At 35.4% G+C, this 22,271-nt stretch carries 19 protein-coding genes; 18 read left to right on the top strand and 1 reads right to left on the bottom strand.

Features of this window, described 5'->3' with window-relative positions; genetic code table 11:
- Window positions 1-7 precede the first annotated feature (7 nt).
- Window positions 8-715 carry a transglutaminase-like cysteine peptidase gene (locus tag EGC82_RS14460; protein ID WP_341867774.1) on the bottom strand — a complete coding sequence of 236 codons (708 nt, stop codon included), beginning with the start codon at window positions 713-715 and terminating at the stop codon, window positions 8-10.
- A gap of 1,124 nt (window positions 716-1,839) precedes the next feature.
- On the opposite strand from EGC82_RS14460, the gene EGC82_RS14455 reads away from it, so the two are divergent.
- The 18 genes from EGC82_RS14455 (at window position 1,840) to EGC82_RS14370 (ending at window position 21,557) form a co-directional block, all read left to right on the top strand.
- Window positions 1,840-2,892: an acyltransferase family protein gene (locus tag EGC82_RS14455; RefSeq protein ID WP_164839142.1), complete on the top strand. Its 1,053-nt coding sequence runs from the start codon at window positions 1,840-1,842 to the stop codon at window positions 2,890-2,892.
- Window positions 2,889-4,085 carry an O-antigen ligase family protein gene (locus EGC82_RS14450; RefSeq protein WP_124731384.1) on the top strand — a complete coding sequence of 399 codons (1,197 nt, stop codon included), beginning with the start codon at window positions 2,889-2,891 and terminating at the stop codon, window positions 4,083-4,085. The genes EGC82_RS14455 and EGC82_RS14450 overlap by 4 nt, the downstream gene beginning before the upstream one ends.
- The gene (locus EGC82_RS14445) at window positions 4,086-5,039 is read left to right on the top strand and encodes an NAD-dependent epimerase/dehydratase family protein (RefSeq protein ID WP_124731383.1); all 954 of its coding nucleotides are present in this window, start codon (window positions 4,086-4,088) and stop codon (window positions 5,037-5,039) included.
- Window positions 5,039-6,007 (top strand): glycosyltransferase family 2 protein, encoded by a 969-nt coding sequence (locus EGC82_RS14440; protein ID WP_124731382.1) that lies wholly within the window; start codon window positions 5,039-5,041, stop codon window positions 6,005-6,007. Before EGC82_RS14445 ends, EGC82_RS14440 begins: the two co-directional genes overlap by 1 nt.
- 9 nt (window positions 6,008-6,016) lie before the next feature.
- Entirely contained in the window at window positions 6,017-6,901 is an 885-nt protein-coding gene (locus EGC82_RS14435; protein WP_124731381.1) for a glycosyltransferase family 2 protein, read from the top strand.
- Window positions 6,901-7,833 (top strand): glycosyltransferase family 2 protein, encoded by a 933-nt coding sequence (locus tag EGC82_RS14430; RefSeq protein WP_124731380.1) that lies wholly within the window; start codon window positions 6,901-6,903, stop codon window positions 7,831-7,833. The genes EGC82_RS14435 and EGC82_RS14430 overlap by 1 nt, the downstream gene beginning before the upstream one ends.
- Window positions 7,823-9,259 carry an oligosaccharide flippase family protein gene (locus EGC82_RS14425; RefSeq protein WP_124731379.1) on the top strand — a complete coding sequence of 479 codons (1,437 nt, stop codon included), beginning with the start codon at window positions 7,823-7,825 and terminating at the stop codon, window positions 9,257-9,259. Before EGC82_RS14430 ends, EGC82_RS14425 begins: the two co-directional genes overlap by 11 nt.
- 9 nt (window positions 9,260-9,268) lie before the next feature.
- Window positions 9,269-10,171 carry a polysaccharide pyruvyl transferase family protein gene (locus EGC82_RS14420; protein ID WP_124731378.1) on the top strand — a complete coding sequence of 301 codons (903 nt, stop codon included), beginning with the start codon at window positions 9,269-9,271 and terminating at the stop codon, window positions 10,169-10,171.
- Window positions 10,168-11,154, top strand: coding sequence for a glycosyltransferase family 2 protein (locus EGC82_RS14415; RefSeq protein ID WP_124731377.1), 987 nt, complete (start codon window positions 10,168-10,170; stop codon window positions 11,152-11,154). Before EGC82_RS14420 ends, EGC82_RS14415 begins: the two co-directional genes overlap by 4 nt.
- Complete coding sequence (locus EGC82_RS14410; RefSeq protein ID WP_124731376.1) at window positions 11,151-12,065, top strand: glycosyltransferase family 2 protein; 915 nt, start codon at window positions 11,151-11,153, stop codon at window positions 12,063-12,065. The genes EGC82_RS14415 and EGC82_RS14410 overlap by 4 nt, the downstream gene beginning before the upstream one ends.
- Complete coding sequence (locus EGC82_RS14405) at window positions 12,062-13,009, top strand: glycosyltransferase family 2 protein (protein WP_124731375.1); 948 nt, start codon at window positions 12,062-12,064, stop codon at window positions 13,007-13,009. Before EGC82_RS14410 ends, EGC82_RS14405 begins: the two co-directional genes overlap by 4 nt.
- On the top strand, window positions 13,002-14,402 hold the full coding sequence (locus EGC82_RS14400) for an undecaprenyl-phosphate glucose phosphotransferase (RefSeq protein ID WP_124731374.1): 1,401 nt from the start codon (window positions 13,002-13,004) through the stop codon (window positions 14,400-14,402). The genes EGC82_RS14405 and EGC82_RS14400 overlap by 8 nt, the downstream gene beginning before the upstream one ends.
- A 354-nt stretch (window positions 14,403-14,756) precedes the next feature.
- Window positions 14,757-15,968 carry an outer membrane beta-barrel protein gene (locus EGC82_RS14395; RefSeq protein ID WP_124731373.1) on the top strand — a complete coding sequence of 404 codons (1,212 nt, stop codon included), beginning with the start codon at window positions 14,757-14,759 and terminating at the stop codon, window positions 15,966-15,968.
- A gap of 7 nt (window positions 15,969-15,975) precedes the next feature.
- Window positions 15,976-16,512: a polysaccharide biosynthesis/export family protein gene (locus tag EGC82_RS14390; protein ID WP_124731372.1), complete on the top strand. Its 537-nt coding sequence runs from the start codon at window positions 15,976-15,978 to the stop codon at window positions 16,510-16,512.
- Window positions 16,512-18,767 carry a GumC family protein gene (locus tag EGC82_RS14385; protein ID WP_124731371.1) on the top strand — a complete coding sequence of 752 codons (2,256 nt, stop codon included), beginning with the start codon at window positions 16,512-16,514 and terminating at the stop codon, window positions 18,765-18,767. Before EGC82_RS14390 ends, EGC82_RS14385 begins: the two co-directional genes overlap by 1 nt.
- On the top strand, window positions 18,764-19,504 hold the full coding sequence (locus EGC82_RS14380; RefSeq protein ID WP_124731370.1) for a tyrosine-protein phosphatase: 741 nt from the start codon (window positions 18,764-18,766) through the stop codon (window positions 19,502-19,504). The genes EGC82_RS14385 and EGC82_RS14380 overlap by 4 nt, the downstream gene beginning before the upstream one ends.
- Window positions 19,501-20,199: a hypothetical protein gene (locus EGC82_RS14375; RefSeq protein WP_124731369.1), complete on the top strand. Its 699-nt coding sequence runs from the start codon at window positions 19,501-19,503 to the stop codon at window positions 20,197-20,199. Before EGC82_RS14380 ends, EGC82_RS14375 begins: the two co-directional genes overlap by 4 nt.
- A complete protein-coding gene (locus EGC82_RS14370) occupies window positions 20,199-21,557 on the top strand; it encodes an O-antigen ligase family protein (RefSeq protein WP_124731368.1) in 1,359 nt (452 codons plus the stop codon). Before EGC82_RS14375 ends, EGC82_RS14370 begins: the two co-directional genes overlap by 1 nt.
- Window positions 21,558-22,271 lie beyond the last annotated feature (714 nt).

The raw sequence follows: 22,271 nt of genomic DNA, 5'->3' as shown, positions 1-22,271 counted from the left end.
GTAACGATTATTCGCCGTTTTCAATTCTATTGACTAAATCAGTCCAAGTTTTTGTGCCACCACTAGTGGGCTTGTTACTGCCTAAACCTTGTGCTTTTGCTAACCATAACCCCTGGCCATTAAACGAATAAACAGGCTTTAAATCTCGGCGCTGGTTAGCGGGTAAAATCCTAGTTTTTAAGTTATCTAACACCAAAGGCATTGCTTTTGGGTCTTCAAAATAAATTAACACCATGTGTGGCTCGTTAATCAATAACGCACGCACATACATCAGGCGCATTTTACTTTCATCAACGCCCATGGCCTTTAAGGTAAAATACTTAAATATGGCAAAGTCTTCACAATCGCCACCTTTAGTGCCTAACGACTCAAGCGGCGTGGCCCAGTAATCGCTTTTGTGCCAATGGTCGCTATCACTCACAAAACGTATGCGCCGATTAGCAAACTGATTGGCTAAATTCAGTTTGTCGTAATCTGTTAACGTAATGCCTTCATTTATGGTGTCGCGCCAGTCACTAAAATCTTCAACTCGGTCTGAGCCATAGCGCTGCTCTACTAGGTTAAAAAAGTCAGTGGTAAATAAACTCTCAGTAATGTTGGCAATACACACAGCCGAAAACACCACAGACATAGCTAGCCAGTGGCGGTATTTATCTATGCTAAACAAAGCCAACTTAATACACTTTTCCTGCTGATAACGAGAGTTAATAAACATTCTGTAATAAATCTACAGAAACTGATTCAAAAACGATTAACATCATAATCTAGTTAACGATTAAACGACAATAAAATGACTATTTGCTGACATTAATTTTTTTGTTTGAATCCAATATCATCATTCTAATGTAAATCAAAAGTACGGTTGTTTTTATCGCTAAACATTCACGTAAAAGTAAAACACCATTGAATGTTGACTATGTCAATTTGTTGGCACACAACGTGTTTAATATCCGATATACAGTCGTTATTCCTAGGTGATTGTTATATGGCCAATAGTTAATTTACTAAAAGCGTAATAAAAAAAGAATGTTATTTACCGGGTTTTAATTAAGTTAGTTAGTGTTTTTCAGGATAAATACATTTTAAAACAGCTTGTTAGTGTTTTTTTTGATGCGTTATAACTTGCTGGGCGTCTTAGGTTATTGGCATCGTGTAGATTCAAATCATGAATATTGTAGTGCACTAAAGCAGAGCATGTATATGTGTAAAGCGACATGGTAGAGCATCGTAAAGTGCTAATCAGGCTTGGTATACCTTTGATCCATTGTATAACTGTAACAATAGTCAAATACGCTATGCCGTACTCGATGAGCACTATGCACTTATTAGCTAGTGCAAAAGTGGTAGGCAATGTGTCTTTAAGTGGCTTAAATTAGCAAAAGTGACATAAAAATAACTATTAACAAAAATAGTCAAAAAACTGTCATTAATTTACCGTATACCTTATAATCTCAGAATTATTAGAGGGCTGACGTAGAATTAGTAGTAGAAATGGAAACTTCACACAAGGCATGACGCCACCGATAGCTATTTCTGAGCCAAAATCATACGATTTTGCTTCGTTAGTTTACCGATGTAATCTCATCTCCTTGTTGTTTCCTTGTAGTATCCCAAAACCATCACTTCAGGTGTGATAACAATTGTTAACTTACCTGTAAACGATAGTCAAAATCTGACGTATGTAGATATCGATAAATCCGATGTCCAAACTGGCAGAGTGTGCAATCAGCACCAAAAGGGATTCTTTCTACTGCTTCGTTCTGAAGCGTCAAAACCACAAAAACAAACAATTTGAAATGCGTCACAGCAATCTGGAAGCTGCAATCTAGTGGCGGTAGCGTGGGAGAAAACCGTAAAGTGATAGATAAAGTAGATTATAGCGGGCGAGTGGATACATTAAGAGGAATTGCTTGTTTGTTTTTAGTTTTTTTTCATTTAGTAGGAAATACAGCTGCTACAGGATTAAAGTTGCAGACTGATTCTTATTATCTAATTGTTAATCAAGTACTTGAAAATATTAGAATGCCATTATTTTCATTTCTTGGTGGTATTGTTTTTGCTATGAGACCACAAACATATAATGCGACAGAGTTACTATATGGAAAAATAAAAAGATTAATCATTCCTTTATTTTTTGTAGGTATACCTTTCTTATATATTAAGAGTCAAAGTGGGTTAGCTCATGTCGAGAGTAAAATAGAAAATTTTACAGATTATTTTAATGTTTTATGGATGTCTGTAGGACACTTTTGGTTTTTACAGTCAATGTTTTTAGTTTTTATTGTTTTTTGTATATTTAACTTAATTAGATTTGATTATAAAAAAAATATATTATTTATATTTTTATTCTCTATATTATTAAGTTTTATCATCCCAGACGATGTCTCTTTTTTTTCTATTTCAGGTTTTTCTTTTTTATTTCCTTACTTTTTATTTGGTATGATTTGTCATTTTTATAAAGATAGAATAAATGGAGCATCTGAGGGTAAAGGTTTATTTTCTTATTTTTGTTATTCAGTTTTTTTTATTCTAATGCTGTTAAAGTTTAACTTTGTTGTTAATGGAATTGAGGTTGATAGAATTAGTTTTTTTTGTATGTCTTTATCCATGTTTTCACTTATTGTTTTGTTAATGAGCATAAAGAAATCAACTCCACTTATTTTTATAGGTAAATTATCATTTACTATTTATTTGTACCACATATTTTTCATTGCTTTTTCTCGAAAAATACTATCCATAATTAATTATGATAATGTTGAGTTAAATATATTCTTCGGTTTATGTGTAACTGTCTTTTTCAGCTGGCTATTAGATGCTATCTGTAAACGATATAATTTATTATGGGTCTTCATTGGTACGTATCCTAAGGCATATAACAAGGCTAAATTTTGATACTCTATAAAAGTTATTTTCAAATAAACTTGTTAGTTGGATTTTGTTTTTTAGGGTTAATATTAAACTCAACTTTTGGTACTTATTCGATACTAATTTTTTTGATATCTGGTTTTTTATTATTAATTTCGAATGCCGAAGCATCATTTTCCTCTTTGAAAAAAAATTATTTCCTTTTTTTTATTCCACTGCTTGGGATATTATCAACTATTTGGTCCGATACTCCATTTTCAACTTTAAGATCTAGTATCCAGCTTTTACTTGCGACTTCTTATGCTATTTTAATAGCTGATAGGTTTGAGTTTAAAAAAATATTAAATGCGATTGTTGTATGTTTTATTATAGCTATGAGCATGAGTTTGTTTAGTGATAACTATGCCTTAAATGGATTGACTGGTGAGTATAGTTTAATAGGAATATTTGCAAGTAAAAATTATCTCTCGATAAATACTGCTATTGCTATATTTATTGCTTTTTCAAGCTTTGCTTATAATAGAAAAAATATTCCAGCTATAATTTTACTTATTATATCAGTAATGGTTTTACTAAAAGCAAAATCGTTAGGTTCTATATTTTTTGTTTTTTTTACTTTGCTTTCATTTTTTTTAGTCTATAAATGTAGGAAACTTGCATTCCTAAAGTATAAAATCAATGTTTTTTTTATTTTCTTTACTTTCTTCTTATTTACCTTTGTTTTTTTTAGCAACATATATAAAGGTACATTTGATGAGTTATTCTACATGCTAGATAAAGACCCTTCTCTTACTGGTAGAACTTATATTTGGGATCAGGGAATTAAAATTTTTCAGGATAATTGGTTTCTAGGCCATGGATTTAGATCTATTTTTCATATTGGTAATAGTGTAGCAGAAGATATATGGGAATATGTAAAGGTTGAATCGGGTGCAGGTTTTAATTTTCACAACATGTTTATCGAAATTCTAGTTGATTTTGGTGTATGTGGCCTTTTATATTTTTTAATACTGATTTTAATGTTTTTTAAACAAGTATTTAGTATCGATGAGCATAGTGAAAGCACAATGTTCGCAAGCCTATTGTTTATGTATATGCTTTTTCAGTCTTTTATTGAGGTGAGTTGGTTTCGACAGTTTTCGATCACTCATTTTATGATATGTATGAGTTGGGTTTACTTAAGTAAACCCAATAAGTTTTTTAATAAAGCGGTGGTTTAATTGAATATTTTGATTTTTGGTGGTTCAGGTTTTATTGGTAGTCATTTAATTGATTCGTTAGATAACACGGTAGACAGGATTATATCCATTGATATAAAACCTCCCAAAAATATGATTAAAAATGTCGAATATATTCAAGCTGATGTAAGAGACTTATCAACTTTAGAGGTTTTTGAAGGAATTGATATAATTTACAATTTAGCTGCAATACATACGACTCCTGGCCATGAGCATCATGAATACTACGAGACAAATATCGTGGGAGCCATTGAAATATGTAAATTTGCGACAAAATGCAATGTCAAAGAAATTGTATTTACAAGTTCAATTTCAGTATATGGCCCAGGTGAAGACCAAAAAATAGAAACGACAGAGTTAAAGCCCTCGTCTTCATATGGTTACTCTAAAATGATAGCTGAAAGAGTGCATCGCGACTGGCAGCGCTCAGACAGTAACAATAAAATTACTATCGTAAGACCTGCTGTTGTTTTTGGTTATGGAGAAGGTGGGAATTTTACTCGTCTAGCAACACTGTTATCAAAAGGCATATTTATTTACCCAGGTCGTAAAGATACCATTAAAGCCTGTATTTATGTAAAAGACCTTCTTGAAGTAATCTCTTACGCTAAAGAAATTAATCGTGGTGAAGTCACATTTAATGGCGCCTATAATCATGGTTACACTCTTGAAGATATTATCGAAACATTTAAAAAAGAATATTTCCCGAACGTGAAAACGGTTCTGGTACCAAAATTTATTGTTCTACTAGCGGCTAAAACCTTTAGATTGTTCAACGCATTTAATATAGGTATACATCCTGATAGGGTGATGAAACTTGTTCAGTCGACAAATATATATCCAGACTGGTTAGTGCAACATGGTAAGACATTTGATGATGGTTTGGTAAAAGCATTAGCAGATTGGCATAAGGACTCATCAGGAACGTTTAAGTGATGACAAAAAAAACAATACTCGTTGCTATTCCCTGTTTAAATGAAGCGGCTCATATAGGTCGACTATTACAGCAGTTTTGTCAAATTGAGAGTGTTCTCATTGTTGTTGCCGATGGCGGAAGCACTGATGGAACCCAAAAAATCGTTAAAGATTTCATAAGTAACAATATCAATATCAGACTGATTCATAACGATAAAAAAATTCAAAGCGCTGGAATCAATCTGGCGGTAAAGCTCTTCGGAAATGATAGTGAGTATTTTATACGTATTGATGCTCATGCAGATTACCCCGATAATTTTATTACTTCACTTATTAAATCGGCAGAAATAACTAATGCTGATTCCGTCGTAATTGCAATGGATACCGTTGGAAAAACGGAATTACAAAAAGTGTTTGCAGTTACTCAAAACTCAAAGTTAGGTAATGGTGGTTCGGCACATCGAAATATTAAAAATGAAGGGCTTTGGGTCGATCATGGACACCATGCATTAATGAGGGTTTCTGCATTTAATCAAGTCGAAGGTTATGACGAATCCTTTGTTGCTAATGAAGATGCTGAGCTTGATTTTAGATTAGGTCAATCAGGGTTTAGAATATGGTTAACATCGGCTACTCTAATGACATATTATCCTCGAGGTACTTTTACAGGGCTATTTAAACAATATTATAAATATGGTATTGGGCGTGCTTCTAATGTCATTAAACATAAAACTATCCCTAAAGTTAGGCAGCTTATTCCTTTATCAGTCTTTCCGGCATTATTACTTTTTTTCTTATATTCTGTTAGCCTAATATTTACGTTGCCATTTATCAGCTGGTTAACTATATGTTTAGTTTATGGTATTTTTTTATCAATAAAGAATAGGAAATTAATTATTATTTTGTCAGGACCCAGTGCAGCGGTTATGCATCTTGGATGGTCAGCTGGATTTTGTCGTAAATTGTTTTCCAATATGTTATTTAGATAGGATTTATATATGGAAGTATGTATTGGGATCTGTACTTATAAAAGGCCGGAAATTAGACTTACTTTAGAGTCTATAGTTGCTCAAGTTTTACCTGAAAATATCACCGTTACAGTTGTTGTTGCCGATAATGATGAAACTACTGCAGCGAAAGAATATATTGAAAATTTAGCAATTGAATTAAGTTTAAAATTAAAGTACGTTCATGCGCCTAAAAGAAATATTTCAATTGCAAGGAACGCGTGCCTAGATAATACTACCAGCCCAATTTTTTTTACGATTGATGATGATCAAGTTGCTTCAAAAAACTGGATTTCACTAATGCTAAAAAGATTAGATAAAGATAATGCTGACGTAGTATTTGGTCCTGTTAAAGCTATTTATCCAGACAATACGCCTAAATGGATTATTGCTAATGATTTCCACTCACACCAACCTGTATTCGTCGATAATGAGATTAAAACTGGTTATACAGGAAATACTCTCATTAATTTAGCTAAAGCGGATGGGCTTCATTTTAATTTAATCTATGGTCGAACTGGTGGCGAAGATACCGACTATTTTTATCAAATGTACGAGAAGGGCGCCAAGCTGGTTTATGAACCTATGGCAATAGTTGAAGAACCTGTGCCAGAGAATCGACTAACCAAAACATGGATGTTAAAAAGGAAGCTTAGAATGGGCCAATCATTTGGACAATTACAGTTAAGTACAAGCAGCCTGCTAGATAGAATTAAATTATTCTTTATATCACTCTCTAAATTATTATTTTGTTTTTTACTCTGTCTATTATTCTGTGTTAATAATAAAAAATTTCATTTTTGGCTTATGCGTGGAATTTTTCACCTCGGCGTTAATCTAAAGTCCTTGGGTCTAAATCATATTGAGAATTATTAATGGGAAATAGTATTTCAGTTATCATTGCCGCTTATAATTGTGAAAAAACGATTATAAAATGTATTAACTCGACTATAAACCAACCTTTAGTTGATACAATTTATGTTGTTAATGATTTCTCGACAGATAGAACACTTGAAGTCATTAATAAAGAATTTGGTGTTGAAAAAAAAGTTGTTGTCCTTTCTAATAAAAAAAATATGGGACCCTCTTATTCAAGAAATCGAGCGCTCGAAATGTGTAATACAGAATGGGTTACTATTCTCGATTCCGATGATTTTTTAATTGAAAATCGTTTCGAGACATTATTATCTTATGCTGCTGACTACGATATTATTGCTGATGATCAGTTTAGAATTACAGATAGCAACTCAACTTATTTAACTAAAATGTTAAATGTTGTAGAGTCTCAGGTTGTTGACCTTAATTATTTTCTTTATTCTAATATTACTAAGAAAAATGAATCTAGAAAAGAACTGGGTTTTGTTAAACCGCTTTTGAAACTCAGTTTTATTAACCAACATAACTTAGCCTATAAAGAAAAGATGAGACTGGGTGAGGATTTTGAATTTTATGCTAGGTTGCTCTCGTATGGTGCTCGATTTATTCTCGTTCAAGCATGTGGTTATGTTGCTGTGGTAAGAGATGACTCTCTTTCGGCAAAGCACTCGGTTGAAGACTTAAGATTATTAAGAGATTGTAACTTAAATTTAATTAAAGACTTTAACTATGACACAAATGCAGAAAAGTTATTTTATAAATTATATTATTCAATTAACAAGAAAGTAAAATGGATTGAGTTTTATACATTCGTTAAAAAAAAGCACTTTATCAATTCAGTAATTGTATTGTTTTCAAGAGTAGATGTTTTTATCTTTATTGTTAAAAACCTATCTGAACAATTAAAATTTAGGTTTTTTGATGAAAAGTAAAGCATCAATAGTTGCACTTTTTTTTAGTAAATTTTTCCCTACGATACTTAATTTCATTGTTTTTGTTTATAGTGCTAGAATTTTAGAGCCAGAATCATTTGGTGAAGTAGCATTAGCATTGACATTAATATTTTTAGCTTCTTCATTATTGCCTACCGGATGGCGAGATAATTTATTTAAAATAGATGTTTTAACCAAAGAGATAGTTTCAACTGTTATTTGGTTTCATGTACTGGTTTCATTGATTGTGATTTTTTTAATGTTATTGTTTTTTAATGTTTTTAAATTTTATTTTTATTCTGAAAATATTAACAACATGGTTGTTTTATTGTTTGTGAAAGTTTTTTTTGACTGCTTCGTTAATGTTTATAATACACTTTGTGTTAAATATGAGTTATATTTTCAGCTAGCTTTAAGAACCATGATTTGTACGTGTTCATCTGCAATTACTGTATATGTGTTACTACAGTTAAATTTTGGGGTTTGGGCATTAGTATATAGTCAAATCGCAATATCATTTTTTGGGTTTATTTTTTTATACTCAAAATTTAAGTCGCAAACGATAGTACATTTTGATTTAGATATTATTCAAGATATGTATCAATTCGCTATGCCAGTTACATTTGTTAATGGGTTTACTAATTTCTTTATTCAGGCAGAATCTTTTGTTGTGGGAAGCTTTTTAGGGGTTAAAGAGTTAGGTTTTTTCAATTTATCTAAACGTCTGTATGATATCATAGTTGATATTTTTATAAGTACAATCAATGAGATATCTCTAAGTAAAATATCTAAAAACATTAACGATGTAGATGCAGATAAAGGGCTTTCATTCATAAAGTTAACTGCAATAACTTGGTGGTTAATGCTGCCACTAATTTTTTTAGCTTTTTATTTTAGTGATATATTTTTTGATGTTTTGTTTACGAATAAATGGATTGAGTCAATTGTTATATTTAAATTTTTTTGTGCTGTAGCATTGATTGTTTCTTTAGGTGTCCCACAAAGAAATTTTATTATTCTATCTGGTGGAGCTAATTCTTTATCAAAGATTCAGGTTTTTGTTGCAGTTGTATCAATTCCTACTTACATGATTCTAGCATCTTATAGTATGGATTACTTTTTATGCTCGTTATTATTTTTTAAGTTTGTCAGTTATATATCATCGTTTATATTAGTGCGGACATATATTGATTTTTCACTTTTTTCATATTTTAAAGTTTTGTGTAACTCACTGTTATCGTTGTTTTTAGCTAATTGCATTAGCTATTTTTTAATTGTTGAACGTATTGATAATGTTTATTTTCATACCATTGTTTATTCTTGTTCAATGCTGCTATTTTATTTTGTTTGTTTAGAATTATTTTCCCGACGGTTTAAAATAACACCTTCTCAGGGTGATTTTACTTTTCTAACAATAATTAGGTAAGGATATTTTTTGAAATTAACTTTTTTTGAATCAAACCCGCCAAATTTTGGCGATGAATTGAATAAATACTTATGGGAAAATTTAATTGAGCCAGGTTTTTTAGATGAAGATGAAAGTACACTATTTATAGGTGTCGGTTCAATTTTATGGGATGATTATCCGCTTGATGCAAAAAAGATTGTTATGGGGTCTGGATATGGTGGTTACACTAAAATACCTAATGTTAATGATGGTAGCTGGGATATTGCGTTTGTTAGGGGTCCCAGAACGGCGCAGTTACTCAATATAGATAAATCTAAAGTCATTACTGATGCCGCGATTTTGACCCGCTATCTTCAATTACCGAAAGTAGATTTAGCAGATAAGCCCATTAGCCGTATTGGTTTTATGCCACATTATCAAAGTATTCAACGTGCATGTTGGAAAGACGTTTGCGATCTTGCCGGTATTCAGTACTTAGATCCTACAGAACCAGATGTTATGAGTACACTCGCAAAAATCAAAAACTGTGATTTTATCATATCAGAAGCAATGCACGGAGTAATTCTTGCCGATACTTTAAGGGTCCCATGGGTCCCAATTCAGCCAAAAGTCGAAATACATCGTAATAAGTGGTTTGATTGGGCTGAGTCAATGGATTTATCATTATCTTTCAATACCTGCCCAAACTCTTCTATACTGGATTTATGGTCTTCGGTGTCGGGATTAAGAGCTACTGGTAGTCGTAGTATCTTCGTTCGAGATAAATTGAAAGTTGTTAATTCTGTTCTTATAAAAAATGCAGCAAATGTTTTATCAAGATTCACGATTAATGATGCTTTTTTAAGTTCGGATAATATTTTTGAAGTTAACTCTGCAAAGGCTCTAGAGGTGTTAAGTTCAAAATGTAAACTTATTAGGGGGATAGGATGAAGCACTTAGCGGTAATTATTCCTTTTTATCAAAAAAAATCAGGATTATTGCTGAATGCAGTCAATTCTATTTTTTTTCAAGAAAATATTGATGACCTAAAAATAACGATTATCATTATTAATGATGAGTCGCCAATTCAACCTGATAAAGAGTTGTTAAATCGTGAACCTGTTAGTCATATTGACATTAAAATTATCCATCAAAAAAATGCAGGTCCTGCAAAAGCAAGAAATGTTGGTTTAGATTTAGCTGATTCATTAAATGTCGACTATATCGCTTTTCTCGATTCAGATGATATTTGGCATAGTGATCATATACATAGAGCTTTACTATGTCTTGAAGAGGTCAGTGAGTTTTATTTTTGTGATCATCAGCGGTTTTACGAAGGTAAAAGTTATTTTTTTGAAAATCCATATATAAATAATTTTTTATTAGCTCAGAAAAAAGATCAATCAAATTTTTTTACACTTGGTTCTGATCTGTTTTTTTTACATTTAATAGAGACCTATTTTTGTCAAACCTCTACAATTGTTTTCTGCCATAAAATACTTAATGGTCTTAGGTTCGATGAAACTTTAACTGTTGCTGGTGAAGATCATCTCATGTGGCTTCATCTTGTATCTCAATGTAAAAAAATTACTTTAGATGTAAAAGTTGGAGTTGATTATGGTGAAGGGGTCAATATTTTTACTTCTAGTAATCATTGGGGAACACCTTCATCAATAAGAAATAATTTTGATCAATATCGTTTATATCACAAGATAAAAAATGAATTCCCTCTCAGTGAATCAGTTAATAGAGTCGTCACCTCTAAAATGGAAGAAAAATTTTCATTTTACTCTTATCTTTCTGTAAAGTTTGCTTTGAAGTTTAATTTTTTAGGGTTTAAGTTATTATTTAATAGTGATTTACCAAAGGTTTCAGTTTTTTTTGACATAATATTAACCTTTTTTAGTTATCTAATAACCAGAGCTGTTAAATGAAAAAGGTACTTGTAACTTGCTTATCTGTTGGCACTAGAATGAAAAGTCTAGAAGAATGTATTTTAAAGTTAAAGTCTCTTAATGTAGATGATTTTTATTTTGAACTATTGATTTTAGAGAATACATTAGTGCATTCAGAAGACATAAATAACTTGGTTGAAAAGTATCAGTCATCATCTTTTATTATTAATCGTTCGTTAGAGACAAGAGCTGGTATTCCCTTTGCTCGAAATTCTGCATTAAAATTCGCAATTAAACATGATTTTAGTTTTTTAGCTTTTATTGATGATGATGCGTACCCTGATAGTAATTGGCTTAATAGTCTATTAACTACGCAAGTAAAATGTAAGGCTAATGTTGTAACTGGACCTCAAATTCCAATTTTTCCATCTGCTGCTAGTAATTACTTTAGATTTGCCAGTATTTATTCTGAACGAAAGTTTACCCAAGAGCAGACGGTTTCATGGGCTGCAACGAATAATGTTCTTATGGAATTAAGTTTTTTTAAAGAAAAAAATATTTTCTTTAACGAAAATCTAACTCAAGGTGGTGAAGATAAAGAACTATTTCTTCGTTCAACCAAGGCTGGAGCAGTTATTTACTGGGATAGTAAAGCTATAGTATCTGAAATTGTTGTCGATTCTAGAATGACTGTATCTTGGGCTATTGATCGTAGTTTTAGACACGGTACAACAGGTTATGCTATTGAGTCAGCCACTAAATATAAAGTTAACACTATAGGCGTTTGTTTGTTTAAAGGCTCAGCTTATCTCGCAAAATCTTTTTTGTTTTTTCCGATAAATATTATTAGTTCAAAAAGATCTACACTTGACAGCATTTGTGATTTATTTCATGGGTTAGGTTTTTTTTATGGTATTTGGTCTAAAGGGAAGTTTAAAAAGTATCTATGACTAGAGTAATTGAGAATATAGACGTTTCTGTTGTTATTGCAGCTTGGAACTCTGCGGAATTTATTAATACAGCAATTTTTTCTGCTCTTAATCAAGTAGATATCAATGTCGAAGTAATTGTTGTTGATGATTTATCAACAGATAATACTATTTCTGTCGTCCAAGCAATTAATGATCCTCGAATCACTTTGATTAAGAATAAAAGTAATACTGGGCCAGGAGGTGCTAGGAATCTAGGATTTGATGCAGCTAATGGAACGTGGATCGCTGTACTTGATTCCGATGATGAAATGTTACCAGACCGTCTATCTAAGTTATTGTCTTTAAAAGGTGAAGAAACAGATATCATCTTAGATAATTTTTATGTTAGAAATAATAAAGGAGATATATTAACTCCTTATTATAGTAATAAGGAATTACCTTTAGGTCCATTTTCTCTTCAGTATTTAATTGGTACCAACCTTATTTTCTCTAAGGTAAAATCAACAGGCTATTTAAAACCTTTATTTAAAAGGAGCTTTGTTGAAAAACACTCTATTAGATACTGGCCAGAGGTTAGGGTTGGCGAAGATTATTATTTTTTGGCGAGTTGTTTAGTTAAATCCACTAAAGCTGAAGTTGTTCCATATATTGGTTATATATATAATGTTCGCGGTGGTTCAATATCCAGCGTGTTAAGGTTGCAACATATACAAACCTTACTTAGTTCTGATGGTAAGTTTAATGAAATGTATAATCTAGATACACCCTCTGTTGATGCTCAAGTTACACGTAATAAAAACCTTTTACGAGCGTATAAGTATCTGGAAATAGTAAAATTATTAAAAGAGCGTAAATTGTTGAAAGCTTTAATTTATTCTATTTTCTTTCCTAAAAGCTCATTCTTATTGTATCTTCCTATTTTAAAAAGATTAAACTTATTCAGAAGAGGTTATAATGGATAGTCCATCTAAACTTCAATTTGTCGGTGCTCGCTCTAACGTTTTATTACGAGTTATTGATATAATTATTATTACTGTTTCATTACTGATTATCATGCACGGTTATAATTTAGCATTTGATAAAGATTATTTATTAATGCTTGTCGGCGTATTGTTTTTTTATAGTTATATCGGTGAGTCATTTGGGTTATATCGGTCATGGCGTTTAGGTCGTTTCTCGACCATTTGTAGATTGGTTGTTTTTAACGTTACATTGGCTTTTCTATTAATGACTTTAGTACTTTTTTTATTTAAGTACAGTGAACTTTATTCGCGAGTCACCATAGCTGGTTGGTATTTGTTATCCGTTATTATATTAATAAGTTGGCGCTTTTGTGTTAGAGAGGTTAAACGTGTACGTCGTGCTAAAGGTTTTAATGTACAAAAAATTGCAATCGTGGGATTAACTGAAATCGGAAAAAATTTATATGATGAAATTATTAAACACGATGAATTAGGTTTCGAATGTGTGGGTTTTTATGATGATCGTGAACCGAGCCGATTGGATGAATTTGATCCATCGCTAATTGTTGGCTCAATCAACGATGCTGTTGAATTGGCACGTAGTGGTCAAGTCATAAAATTGTATGTGTGCTTACCTATGATCGCTGAAAAGCGTATCGCTTCTATAATCGAAGCTCTTGGTGATAGTACAGCTGATGTATTGATTACTCCTGACTTTCTTTTAAAAAACTTAATGAATGGGCGCATTGGCAGTGTAGGTGAAGTCGATACCATTAGTGTATTTGAATCACCAGTAAATGGTATGAGGCGTTTTTATAAACGTAGTTTTGACATAGTATTTAGTTTATGTGCCATTGTGGGGATATCACCGGTACTTATTGGGGTAGCAATTGCTGTGTATATGTCATCTCCAGGAGCCATTCTTTTTAAACAAGACCGTTATGGTTTGGATGGGCGCAAAATTAAAGTGTGGAAATTTCGTTCGATGAGCGTGACAGAAAATGCAGACAAAGTTGTTCAAGCCAGCAAAGGTGATGCGCGTATTACTAATGTAGGTGCATTTATTCGCCGTACTTCACTGGATGAATTGCCGCAGTTTTTTAATGTATTGATGGGCGATATGTCGGTTGTTGGCCCCCGTCCACATGCGGTTGCTCACAACGAGGAATACCGCAAATTAGTCACTTATTACATGTTACGTCATAAGGTATTACCTGGCATTACTGGCTGGGCACAAGTTAACGGCTGGCGCGGCGAAACTGATACTTTGGATAAGATGGAAAAACGCATTGAGTTTGACCTAGCTTACATTCGTAACTGGACCTTGTGGTGGGATATTAAAATAGTATTCTTAACTCTTTTTAAAGGCTTTGTCGGCAAAAACGTATATTGATTGGTTTGTTACTAAAACAATATCAAAATAAACACCTGGATCCCTGATACAAGCACTCAGGGATGACGGGCGAAAAGATAACGGCAATGCCCACTACTACGTCATTCCGGCAATGTTGTTGAGCCGGAATCCAGTTGTTTCATTACGTCATTCCGGTAACGATTTTGAGCCGGAATCCAGGTGTTGGCTTTTGCCCTTAATAAAGTCTACAGAAACAGCTGGATCCTCGATAACAGATTTCGAGGATGACCAGCAAAGAGAAATACAAATTTTATCGTTTTAAGTTTATTCATTGGCGCGATAGCGTTGGTGTTAATTATTCCCATGTATATATATTTTATAAGGATATAAGTCATGAATGTACCATTTAAATTGAGTTGCATGTCTATTGCTGTGGCTTCGATGCTAATTGCTAATCCTGCATTGGCGGCAGATGAAAAAGCGGGTGTTATCCGTACTGAGTCTGGTATCGATTTCACTCCAGGTGTTAACTCTGGTTTGAAGTATGATGACAACATTACCAGTGCCAATGCGGCGTCTGAAAAATTCGATAGCTGGGTATTAACGGTAACACCAGCAGTGCAAGCTCAATTGATTGATGGTGATACTACCTTCACTCTGGATGCTGGTATTGAGTATGGCGATTACTTTTCAAGCAGTGATGATAATTATTTAGATGCCTTAATTAAAGGTAAGGCTGATGTGGATGTTAATCAGTCTAGACGCTTTGGTATTGAGGCATCATATCTTTCTGGTCATGAAGACCGCGGTAGTGGTATTTTTGAAGGCAACAGTGGCGCTGATCAAAATGAACCCAACACTTATGACGTGACGAGCGTTGGCGGCTTTTATGAATATGGTGCTAAAACAACGCCTGCTCGTGTGCGGGCCAATGCTAAATACTTAAGTAAAGAGTACGGTAATTTTGAGTCTATTACCCAGTTCCGTAATTTTGATGACACCACTTTGGGTGCTACCTTTTACTATGATACCCAGTCAGCGAGCAGTGTTTTTCTCGACTTTCAACATGTCGATACTGTGTACGATATTGTAGACCCAACAGGTGACCGCGATAGTAAAACCAATACGACACAAGTAGGTGTTGAATGGCAAGCTAGCGCTGCAACGGAAGGTAGTATTAAAGTAGGTTATCAAAATAAAACTTTTGATAATGATGCTCGAGAAGACTTTAGTGGTTTATCGTGGGATGCAAAAGTTACCTGGAAACCGTTAACATATTCTGCTTTTGACTTTTCTACTGGTAGAGCAAGTCGCGATCCTAATGGCGCTGGTGACTTTATTAGAGGCACTAGTTATGGAGTCCAGTGGCACCATGAATGGAGCGAACTGTTTACGTCTTCTATTGGATTTAAGCAGGTCAATGATGATTACACTGGTATAGACCGAGAAGACAAAAGTAAAATATACCAATTTGGAATTAATTATTATGTCACTCGTTGGTTAACCTTAAACACGGGTGTCGATATATTTGAGATTGACTCAACTGATAGTCAATTTGCTTACGATAGGAATATTTACTTTATTAAAGCAGAAATGACCTTATAGGAAAACCATGAAGTATTTAGTGATATTTTTTACTGCTATTTTGATGCTGTCATTAGCGGTGTTTTCTATGACAGCCAATGCTGAACCGCAGAGTTACCGTTTAGGTGCGGGCGATACCATAGTGATTAAAGTGTATGGTGAAGAGGCATTAACTTTAGAGACCCAAATAACCAACAGCGGTACCATTAATTATCCCTTTTTAGGTTCATTAACATTAATTGGCCTTACGATAAAAGAAGTAGAGCAAATTGTGTATAAAGGCTTAAAGGGGGATTATTTTGTTGAGCCTAATGTTTATGTGGGGATGGTCGAATACCGACCTTTTTATATCCATGGTGAAGTTAAACAACCTGGTGGTTATCCTTATCAGCCAGGGATGACGGTGAATCAAGCCATTGCCTTGGCGGGTGGCTTAACTGAGCGGGCTTCACAAGAAAAAATCGCTATTTCTCGTGAGGGCAGCAAAGTTGAGTCTGAACGCGGTACAATTAACAGCGCTATTCAAGCTGGCGATACTATTACCATTGAACAGAGATTTTTTTAATGAGCTTTCAAGAAAGACGACAAAGTGCATCCCCTGGCAATATACACAGCCCCGCAGTAATGCCAATGGATCAGCTTATTGATGTAAAAAAACTGTTGTTGCCAATATTACGTTTCAAGTGGCGCATTTTATCGTTCGCGATATTAGTGACCGCGTTAACGGTATTTGTGGTGTTGAGCATGACACCGATTTTTAATGCTTCATCGACCTTACTGATTGAGTCGGAGCAAGCTAAGGCGATTAAAATTGATGAAGTGTATGGCATTAATTCTGGTCAGCAAGAGTATTACTTAACCCAGTTTGAGATCATTAAGTCGCGTAGTATCGCCGAGCGGGTATTTAACGAGCTGGATTTAATCAATCATCCAGCGTTTAACCAACCGCCAAGTTGGTTTGCTGAGCTTAAGTCGCAACTGAATTTTATCCCTGAAGAAGTCGCTTCGGTTAATAGTCAAATTAGCCAAGACATCGCTAAGCATAAATTAATTGATAGTTTTGCCAAAAATATCAATGTCTCACCTGTTCGCAAAACCCAATTAGTGAATATCAGTTATGAAAGTTCAGACTCACAGCTTGCCGCACAGGTAGCCAATGCTGTAGGTGATACCTATATTATCAGCCAGCTAGAAGCTAAACTAGGTATGACCCAAAAAGTTAACACTTGGTTAGGCGGCCGCTTAGAAGATTTACGTTTAAAGTTGGATCAGTCTGAATTTAAATTAGAGCAGTTTAAAGTTGAAAATGGCTTAATTGACGTTGAAGGTGTGACAGCATTAGATGCTAAAGAGCTAGAGCGTTTAAGTGATGAAATTACCGTTGCTCGCTCGCGTAAAGCGCAAGCAGATAGTTTTATGGCGGTAGTTAAACGCTATGGTGCTACAGATATTAGCCGTTTGGAGAGTTTACCTGAGGTAACTTCGCATTTATCGATACAAAACGTGAAGCGTGAAGTGGTATTAGTGGAGCGTAAAGTATCTGAGCTGGAACAAGTTTATGGCCCTAAGCATCCAAAAATGATTGCTGCGCAAGCTGAGCTTAATACGGTGCAACAAAACTTACGCAAGCAAATCAGTCGCCTAGTGCAAGGTATTGAGGATGAGGCACAAACTGCTGCACAAACACTGCAAGCGCTAGAGTCTCAATTTAGTAACGCTAAAGGTGCGTTTCAAAACTTAAGCACTAAAGACACTGATTATCAACGTTTACTGCGTGAAGTGGATACTAACAGACAGCTATTTGATACCTTTTTGGCTCGCCAAAAAGAAACGGCTGTCACCGGTGATTTTGACTCTCCTGTTGCACGTTTTACTGACCGTGCGGTAGTGCCGTTATTGCCTGAAAAGCCTAAAAAGAAAGTCATTGTTATATTGGCTTTTATTGCCAGCTTAGGCTTTGCCATGGTGTTAGTATTGGTGCTCGATGCTCTAAATGACACCATTAAAACCAGTGATGATGTTGAGAAATTATTATCGCAACGAGCGCTAGGTTATGTGCCTAAAGCCAAAAAAGGTACAAGTTATGAAGATATTAACTTTGCTTTTTACGATAGTAAGTTACCCCTGCACGCAGAGGCTGTTAGGACTATTCGAACATCGATGTCGTTAATGGCCATGGGCACCACGCTTTCGACTATTGAAGTGACCTCATCTAACCCTAATGAGGGCAAAACCACCACTTCAATGAATATTGCATTCGCTTATGCCACCATGGAAAAAGTATTGATTATCGATGCTGATTTACGAAAATCTAGCCTAGGTATGCGCTTTGGTTTACCAACTTACCAGCCAGGACTTGCTAATGTGTTGTCGGGTACTGACAGTGTGCATAATAGTATTGTAAAAGATGTGAAACCTAATGTGGATGTTATGCCTGCTGGCGCGGTGCCGTTAAATCCACAAGAGTTATTAGCCTCAGCTCAGTTTGCTGAATTACTCACCGAGCTTAAAACCCAATACAGTAAAATTATTATTGATACCCCGCCGGTACATGCCGTGAGTGATGCGTTAATTATTACCTCGTTATGCGATGCCACGGTATTAGTAGTGAAAGCAGGCCACACTCGCAGTGAAGCAATTAAACTGACATTAGCTAAGCTTAATCAAGCGCGAGCCAAAGTATTTGGGGTAGTGTTAAACCAATTTAACACTAAAGATGCTGCACGTTATCAAGGTGATTATGGTTATTATCAAGCCTATGGTGCAGAGTATGCAATTAAACAGCCTGCTGATAACCGCAAGGAAAATACTGAGGCATGATTGATTTGCATTGCCATATATTACCCAATATTGACGATGGGGCTAAATCAATTGATGAAGCCCTTGGTTTGGTGGCATTAGCCGCCGAACAAGGGGTGTCGCGTATGGTCGCGACACCCCATATTCATTTAGGTATTTATGACAATAACTTAACATCAATTAAGGCGGCCTACCGTTTGTTGTGTAATGAGTTGGCGTTAACAGATTTAAACGTGCAAGTACGCGCAGCGGCAGAAGTAAGGATTTCACCTGAAATTATGCTGTTTATTGAACAACAGCAATTGCCTTTTTTAGGCCGTTATCAGCAACAAGATGTGTTGCTGCTAGAGCTGCCTAGTAGCCATATTCCGCCCGGTACCGACAAACTGATTAGCTGGCTGTTAGCTAAAAATGTATTACCCATGATTGCTCACCCCGAGCGTAATCGCGAGTTACAATCCCATCCAGAGCGGATAACGCCCTTTGTACGAGCGGGGTGTTTATTTCAGTTAACTGCAGCATCATTAATTGGCGACATGGGGCATGCCCCAAAGCAATTAAGTGAATATTTTATTAAGCAAAAGCTATATTCGATTGTAGCGTCAGATTGTCATTCGTTAAATAGGCGACCACCTAAGCTATTGCAGGCCCAGCATGCTGTGGCCGCACTGACCGACCAAGAATATGCTTATGCGTTAACCACCTCGGTACCTGATAGTATTTCGAATGTGCTATTTGCCAAGAGCAGTGATGAATGAAAAATATAAATTGGTCTGCCCGCAATGTGGTTTATGCATTTATGATATTGGCATTGTTAACCTTGCTGCCAATATTGTTGCAAAAAGGCTTAGCGAATGCTTATCATTTTAAGTCGCGTTTTTATATCGATCAATGGCAACAAGGTGCTAAACCTAACTCGTTACAATATGCTAATGCATTACTGGCGGCTGATTATGCCTTTAGTATTGACGGCCAAAATCCACACTATTTATTAACTTTGGCTAAGGTAATGGAGTGGGGCGTGTTTTCGAAGCTAGCACAAGCGAATAACACGGTATTTAATCAGCTGTATTTAGATGCCATTACTCAGCGCCCTAATTGGCCAAATGCTTACAGTGACTACGCATATAACTTGGCTTTTATCCAACAGGACATTAATCAAGCCTGGCCGTATTTAGAGCAAGCTCTGGTTTATGGACCTTATACCCCCGAAGTACTTCACCAAACTTTAGCCATTGGCTTCGCTTATTGGCCAGGTTTGACCATGGTTCAAAAGCAAACCGTATTCAGTACTGCCCACATTGCTGCGAGTGCTAATTGGAAAATGCGAAACGACTTAAAACAACTGGCTTCGCAGTATCAATTAACCCAAGTAATGTGTACTTATTTTACCTATGCGACGCCTACTAATAACAATGTTGATAAATGGATTAAACAGGATATGTGTCGCTAATGGATAAGATGATTGCCCACACAAGGATGCCTTTTGGGCTATTTAATCGTTTTATGTTGTTGGCACTCTGTGCGCTAATTATTTGGATGCCTATTCCGTTAGGTAGTAACCGCATTTGGGCGTTGGCTATTTTAGAGTTTTGCATCGTATTACTTGGCGTAATGCATATTGGCTACTGCATTAAGCATAATGCGTTATTACTGCGTTATCGTTGGCAAAAATATGCCTTAATACCTATAGGGTTAATGCTTGTTTATTTGTGCTTACAATTACTCAACTGGATCCCTGCCATTGGTACCGTTGATAGCTATCAAACCGCACAACAACTGTTGAAAACCTTTTGCTATTGCGTATTTATTTTACTGTTAAGCCAATATTGCCAGAACTCACAGGCCATGCGCTGGCTATTAGTTGCGATTATTGTATCGGGTTGCTTGCAGGCTTTTTATGGCACCTTGCTTAATTTATTACAGTTGGATATATCACCCATTTTTGGTTATCACGACGGTGATAGAGCCCGTGGATCGTTTGTTTACCAAAATCATTTTGCTAATTATTTAGCCTTATGCCTTTGTATTGCATTCGGTTGGCTATTATCAGAACTTAAAACCAGCAAAAAAGAATTCGATTTGCGGACCATGTTAATTGATTTGCTATCGACATTATTCAGCCGGAAACTGATTCTTCGTTTAGCCATTGTGATTATGGTTATAGGTTTAATATTAAGCCGTTCGCGAATGGGCAATGCCGGCTTCTTTACTGCACTAGGTGTAGTGTCGTTATTGTCGATGTTTATTTATCGTCGTCCACCTACTTTGTTTAAGCCTTTAGTCGTGAGTATTTTTATTTTAGACTTATTGATTGTTGGTTCAATTTTTGGCGTCGATAAGTTAAAACAACGTTTAGACGATACCTCATTTGCATCCGAAACCCGTGATGAAGTGGTGATTGATAGCATTCCTATTATCCAGGATCATTTGTTTACAGGTACCGGTGGTGGCAGTTTCTACACCGTATTCCCACAGTATCAGCCTCAGTTTTATTCTGGTTTTTATGACCATGCCCATAATGATTATATTCAGTTTGCTGTTGAGTATGGGTTGGTAGTGACTGGATTATTAGGTTTGTGGGTATTGTACTGTTTATGGTTAGCGTGCCGGACCATGTTTTTACGTAATAATAAGCTTTATAAAGGTGTCGCTTTTGGCTGCGCAATGGCCATAGTGCACATGCTGATCCACTGTACGGTTGACTTTAATTTGCAATCGCCTGCCAATACCTTGTTATTTTTAACTATTTTAACGTTATGCTGGTTAGTGCGTTATTTACCTGCTGATACTCACAAAATAGCAAGATAATCGGCAATAGGTATTTCTCTATGCCGTCATCCTCGAGATCTGTTCTCAGGGATCTAGGTGTTGCTTGTCATTTCGTCATCCTCGAATGCTTTAATCGGGGATCTAGGTGTTGTTTGTCATTTCGTCTTGAATATGTAAAGCCAACACCTGGATTCCGGCTCAAAAGCATTGCCGGAACGACGTAGTAGGAAGCATTACCCGAACGACGAGATAGTGGGCATTACTGGACGACGTATTGGCTATTTTTTGGATGCGCCACTCGCTCGTCATCCCTGAGATCTGTTATCAGGGATCCAGGTGTTTCTTTTGACCTTGTGTAAAAACGTAAAAGCCAACACCTGGATTCCGGCTCAAAAGCATTGCCGGAACGACGTAGTAGTGGGCGTCATCTGAATACGAATGTGAAAACGACGCTGTAGTGAGTATTTCTGTACGACGTCGTGGTTGTTTTTTGGATGCGCCACTCGCTCGTCATCCCTGAGATCTGTTATCAGGGATCCAGGTGTTTCTTTATCTCCTTTGCGCGTCATCCTCGAATGCTTTAATCGGGGATCCAGGTGTTTCTTTTGACCTTGTTTAAAAACGTAAAAGCCAACACCTGGATTCCGGCTCAAAAGCATTGCGGGAACGACGTAGTACAGGGCGTCATCTGAATACGAATGTGAAAACGACGCTGTAGTGAGTATTTCTGTACGACGTCGTGGTTGTTTTTTG

Origin of the sequence: Shewanella livingstonensis, assembly GCF_003855395.1 — a bacterium.
In the GTDB taxonomy this organism is placed as follows: domain Bacteria; phylum Pseudomonadota; class Gammaproteobacteria; order Enterobacterales; family Shewanellaceae; genus Shewanella; species Shewanella livingstonensis.
The sequence above is the reverse complement of the archived record's forward strand: the minus strand, read 5'-3'. Positions and strand labels throughout refer to the sequence as shown.